Here is a 4,944-nt window from a genome sequence, read left to right as displayed (position 1 = left end):
GCCTCGGTCACCCTGCTCCCGGCCCTGCTCTCGTACATCGGGATGCGCGCGCTGTCCCGCCGCGAGCGCCGCAGGCTCGCCGCCGAGGGGCCGCGGCCCGAGCGGACCACCGGGTTCGCCGCCCGCTGGTCCGCCTTCGTGGAACGCCGCCCCAAGCTGCTGGGCGCCGTCGCCACCGTGGTCATGCTCGTGCTGGCCCTGCCCACCTTCTTCCTCCACCTCGGCACCTCCGACCAGGGCAACAACCCGGCCGGCTCCACCACCCGGCAGGCGTACGACCTGCTGGCCCAGGGGTTCGGCCCCGGTACGAACGGCCCGCTGACCGTCGTCGCCCGTCTCGACGGGGCCGGGGACCGGCTTGCCGCCGGCCGGCTCGCCGAAGCGCTCCGTACGACGCAGGGCGTGGCCTCCGCCGGCCCGGCCGTCCTCAACCGGAGCGGGGACACGGCGGTGGTGAGCGTCGTACCGGAGTCCGCCCCCCAGTCCCGGGCCACGAGCGACCTCGTCGACACCCTGCGCACGGACGTCGTCCCGCGCGCCGCGGAAGGCAGCTCCATGCGGGTCCACGTGGGCGGGGTGACGGCCGGCTACGACGACTTCGCCGAAGTCATCGTCGGCAAGCTGCCGCTGTTCGTCGGGGTGGTCATCACCCTCGGCTGCGTCCTGCTGCTGCTGGCCTTCCGGTCCGTCGGCATCCCGCTCAAGGCCGCCGTCATGAACGTCGCCGCCGTCGCCTCCTCCTTCGGCGTGGTCGTGGCGGTGTTCCAGTGGGGCTGGGGGAGCGAGCTGCTCGGCCTGGGCAGCGCCGGGCCGATCGAACCCTTCCTGCCCGTGATCATGGTGTCGGTGCTCTTCGGCCTCTCCATGGACTATCAGGTCTTCCTCGTCAGCCGGATGTACGAGGAATGGCTGGAGACCGGCGACAACCGGCGCGCCGTCCGCGTCGGCCTCGCGGAGACCAGCCGGGTCATCAACTCGGCGGCCGTCATCATGATCTCGGTCTTCCTCGCCTTCGTCCTCAGCGGCGACCGGATCATCGCGATGTTCGGCATCGCGCTCGCGGTCGCCGTGGCCCTGGACGCCTTCGTGCTGCGCACCCTGCTCGTCCCGGCCCTGATGCACCTGCTCGGCGGCGCGAACTGGTGGCTGCCGGGCTGGCTGGAGCGCCGGCTGCCGCGGATCAGCATCGAGCCCCCCGAACGCCGCCCGGGCGCGGTGCCGCCGGCGCGGCGGCCGGGTGCGGAACCCGCCGCGGAGCCGGTCTCCGGCCCGGTCTCCGGTCCGGCCGCGCGGAAGGACGACGCCGAGCGCGCCACCGCGGCCAGGTGATCCGGTCCACCGCCGTGAGCGGGCCCCGGACGTAGCCGTGGCCCTGGCCGGCGGCGGCCGCGGGGGCGTCGGGAGCCACGTTTCAAGCCCGGCCCGCCGTTCGCGCCGAATTCTCATGGACCTCTCAGACAGGCCGCCTACCGTGCCCGGCATGGACACCAAGAAGACCCCCGCCCCGAACGCCCCCGAGGCGGAGACCACCCCCACCGACCTCACGAAGGCCGAGGCCCCCCAGCCCGCCGGGGCCGAGACCACGACCGCGAGCGAGACCGCGCCCGCGTCCGCGCCCGCGAACGCCGACGGGACCGCGCCCGCGAACGACGCCGAGCTCACGGACCGGGACCTCGACGACGACGCGTTCGACGAGGAGGACGCCGACGAGGAGGCGCGATCCGGCGGCGTCGGCGCCGCCGCGTCCGCCATCGTGGCCGCGGGCCTCGGGCTCGTCGCGCTCAGCGGCAGCTGGGGCTCCCGCGTCCTCGCCGAGCGCCAGACCCTCATAGGCCAGATCCAGGGCGACAAGTCGGCCCCGCCGGCGGACCAGATCTCCGCCCTGTACGGCGACGCCTGGCAGCTCACCGCCCTCGCCAACGGCGTCCTGTCCACCCTCGCCCTGCTCGTCGCCGTCTTCGTCCTGGCCCGCCCGGCCTTCGGCGCCCCCGGCCGCACCCTCCCGGCCTGGGTCCGGTCCGTCGCCTGGGCGGCCGTCGTCCTCGGCGGCCTCGGCATCCTCGTCTTCGGCGCGATGTACTTCCTCCCGCTCCCGTCGGTCCCGGCGACCCCCGCGCCCTGACCCGTCCGCCCGTCCGGGGCCCGGCCCCCGGACGGCGCCGCCTAAGGCCCCCTCAGGGCCGCGGCGGCCCGGACTAAGGCGCCCCGCCCCGTACGGATGCGGCATGCGCCCGATGTGCCGGCACCCCCTGGGACGCGAATCTTGGACCACACCGAACGAGGTGCCCGAGAACAACGCGACCAGGAGCACGAGATGTTCGAGTACGAGATGGCAGCCGCCCGCACCGCCGAGCTCATCCGCGAGGCCGACGCGTACCGCCTGGCCCGGGAGGCGAAGAGGGCGCAGCGCCGCGCCCCCTCCCGGAGCCAGGAACCCGAAGGGGCGGTGAGAGGGCACCGGGGCCGCTTCGCCCGCGCCGCGTAGCCCGCGCCCCAGACCCCGCGAGGACCGGCACGTGAGGGGCCGCGCACCGATATCGGGTGCCGCCGGACAGGGCGCCTGTGCGATGCTCGGCGACGTGGAGACCAGATCCGTCAGCCCGGTGTTCGTCGGCCGAGCCGACGAACTGGCAGCGCTCACCGACGCCCTGACGCGCGCCGGGGGCCGGGAACCGCAGGCCCTGCTCATCGGGGGAGAGGCCGGGGTCGGCAAGACCCGCCTCACCGAGGAGTTCCTCTGCGAGGCGGACCGCCGTGGCGCCGTGGTCGCCGTCGGAGGCTGTGTGGAGATCGGGGCGGAGGGACTTCCCTACGCCCCGTTCTCGACGGCCCTGCGCACCCTGAACCGTCTCCTCCCCGGCGAGCTGGCCGCCGCGGCCGCCGGCCAGGAGGACGAACTCGCCCGCATCCTCCCCGAACTCGGCGACACCCCCCGGGGCCCGCACGACGAGGAGAGCACCGCCCGCCTCTTCGAGCTGACCGCCCGGATGCTGGAGCGGCTCGCCGCCGACCGCACCGTCGTCCTCGTCCTGGAGGACCTCCACTGGGCGGACACCTCCACCCGGCACCTGCTGTCCTACCTCTTGCGCACCCTCGCCAGCGGCCGGCTCGTCGTCGTCGCCACCTATCGCGCGGACGACGTCCACCGCCGCCACCCCCTGCGCCCGCTGCTGGCCGAACTGGACCGGCTGCGGACCGTCCGGCGCATCGAGCTGCCCCGCTTCAACCGGGCCGAAGTACGCCGCCAGCTCGTCGGCATCCTCGCCTCGCAGCCCGAGGAGGGCTTCGTCGACTCCGTCTTCGAACGGTCCGACGGCAACGCCTTCTTCGTCGAGGAACTCGTCGCCTCCCGGGCGAGCGGCTGCCGGACCGGGCTCACCGAGTCCCTGCGCGACCTGCTCCTCGTCCGCGTGGAGGTCCTCCCGGACGAGGCCCAGCGCGTCGTCACCCTCGTCGCCGAGGGCGGCTCCACCGTGGAGTACCCGCTGCTGCGCGCCGTCGCCGGACTCACCGAGGACCGGCTGATCGAGGCGCTGCGCGCCGCCGTCGGCGCCAACATCCTGCACGCCACCGCCGACGGCGACGGGTACCGCTTCCGCCACTCGCTGGTCCGCGAAGCCGTCAGCGACGACCTGCTGCCCGGCGAACGCTCCCGCCTCAATCGCCGCTACGCCGAAGCCCTGGAGGGCGACGACGCGCTGATCCGCGCCGAGGAACGCGTCATCCGGCTGGCCAGCTACTGGTACCACGCGAACGACCCCGCCAAGGCGCTGCCCGCCGTGCTCGCCGCCTCGGTGGCCGCCCGCCGCCGGCACGCCTACTCCGAGCAGCTGCGCCTGCTGGAGCGGGCCATGGACCTGTGGGAGAGCACCCCGGAGGAGATCCGCGAAGCGCTCCGCCCGGCGGACTACACCGAGGTGTACCCGCCGTGCGGCTGCGACCCCGCCACCACCCCGCTCCAGCGGCTCGACCTGCTGGCCGAGGCGACCGTCGCCGCCCGCTACGGCGGGGAGCCGGAACGCGCCGTGAAGATCACCAAGACCGCGCTGCGGATGCTGGAGGCCGACGGGGACCCGCTGCGGGCCGCCTGGTTCTGGACCGAGCGCTCCCGGCTGGTGTCCGGCCTCGGCCGCAGCGACGGCTGGGAGGAGATCGGCAAGGCCCAGGAGCTGGTCAGGGGCCTGCCGCCGTCGCACGTGCACGCCGAGGTCCTCGTCCGCGCCGCGGGCTGGGGCATGCTCCACGACCCGGGCCCGGGCAACCTCGTCGCCGCCGAACGGGCCGTCGCGTACGCGCGGATGGTCGGCGCCGGGGAAACCGAACTGAACGCCCGGATCACCGTCGGCTGCCTGCTCACCGACTCCGGCACGGGGGAGGCCGGCCTCGCCGAGCTGCACGCGGTCAAGGACCGGGCCACCGCACTCGGACTCCCCCTGATCGCGGGACGCGCCTACATCAACCTCACCTCCCAGCTGGAAGCCGCGGGACGCTCCGGAGAAGCCGTGGAACTGGCGGAGCGGGGCATCGAACTCGTCGTCAGATCACGGCTGCTGGACACCGAGGCGTGGGTGCGCGGCAACATCGCCGAGAGCCTCTACAGCCTCGGCCGGTGGGACGAGGCCACCGAGGAGGCCCGGCGCACCCTGCTCGTCGGCCAGAGCGCGGCCCCCCGCGGCTCGGCCTCCGCACGGCTCGCCTATCTGGCGCTGGCGCGCGGGGAGCTGACGGAAGCCGCCCGGCAACTGGCGGCCTCCCACGCCCACTTCGGCACCCACGAGACCCAGCCCCAGCATCGGATACCGCTGTTCCGGCTCGCGGTGGGAGTCGCCGCCGGGGAGGGCCGGATCGCCGACGGCACCCACTACCCCCTCACGCTGGCCGTGTCCCTGGACGAGCGGGCCGAACTGGCCCTGGAGTACCGTCCGGACCTGTTCGACGCGCGGA

Annotated in this window: 4 protein-coding genes; all 4 read left to right on the top strand. The window is 74.7% G+C overall.

Features of this window, described 5'->3' with window-relative positions; all coding sequences use genetic code 11:
* Nucleotides 1–1,329 (top strand): MMPL family transporter (locus ABT106_RS31060; protein WP_351284163.1); only part of this gene is annotated, 1,329 nt, incomplete at its 5' end.
* 151 nt (nucleotides 1,330–1,480) lie between these two features.
* Nucleotides 1,481–2,122, top strand: a complete 642-nt coding sequence (locus ABT106_RS31055; RefSeq protein WP_351284161.1) for a hypothetical protein — start codon at nucleotides 1,481–1,483, stop codon at nucleotides 2,120–2,122.
* Nucleotides 2,123–2,314: 192 nt separating this feature from the next.
* Nucleotides 2,315–2,485: a hypothetical protein gene (locus ABT106_RS31050; RefSeq protein ID WP_351284159.1), complete on the top strand. Its 171-nt coding sequence runs from the start codon at nucleotides 2,315–2,317 to the stop codon at nucleotides 2,483–2,485.
* 82 nt (nucleotides 2,486–2,567) lie between these two features.
* A partial coding sequence (locus ABT106_RS31045; RefSeq protein WP_351284166.1) for an ATP-binding protein occupies nucleotides 2,568–4,944 on the top strand: 2,377 nt, incomplete at its 3' end.

It is taken from the genome of Streptomyces sp. NPDC002044 (assembly GCF_040296725.1).
Lineage (GTDB): Bacteria > Actinomycetota > Actinomycetes > Streptomycetales > Streptomycetaceae > Streptomyces > Streptomyces antarcticus.
The sequence above is the reverse complement of the archived record's forward strand: the minus strand, read 5'-3'. Positions and strand labels throughout refer to the sequence as shown.

Bases quoted from the DNA above. Each gene is read 5' to 3' on its own strand.
- ABT106_RS31055 (WP_351284161.1), top strand. From the start codon at position 1,481: ATGGACACCAAGAAGACCCCCGCCCCGAACGCCCCCGAGGCGGAGACC.
- ABT106_RS31050 (WP_351284159.1), top strand. From the start codon at position 2,315: ATGTTCGAGTACGAGATGGCAGCCGCCCGCACCGCCGAGCTCATCCGC.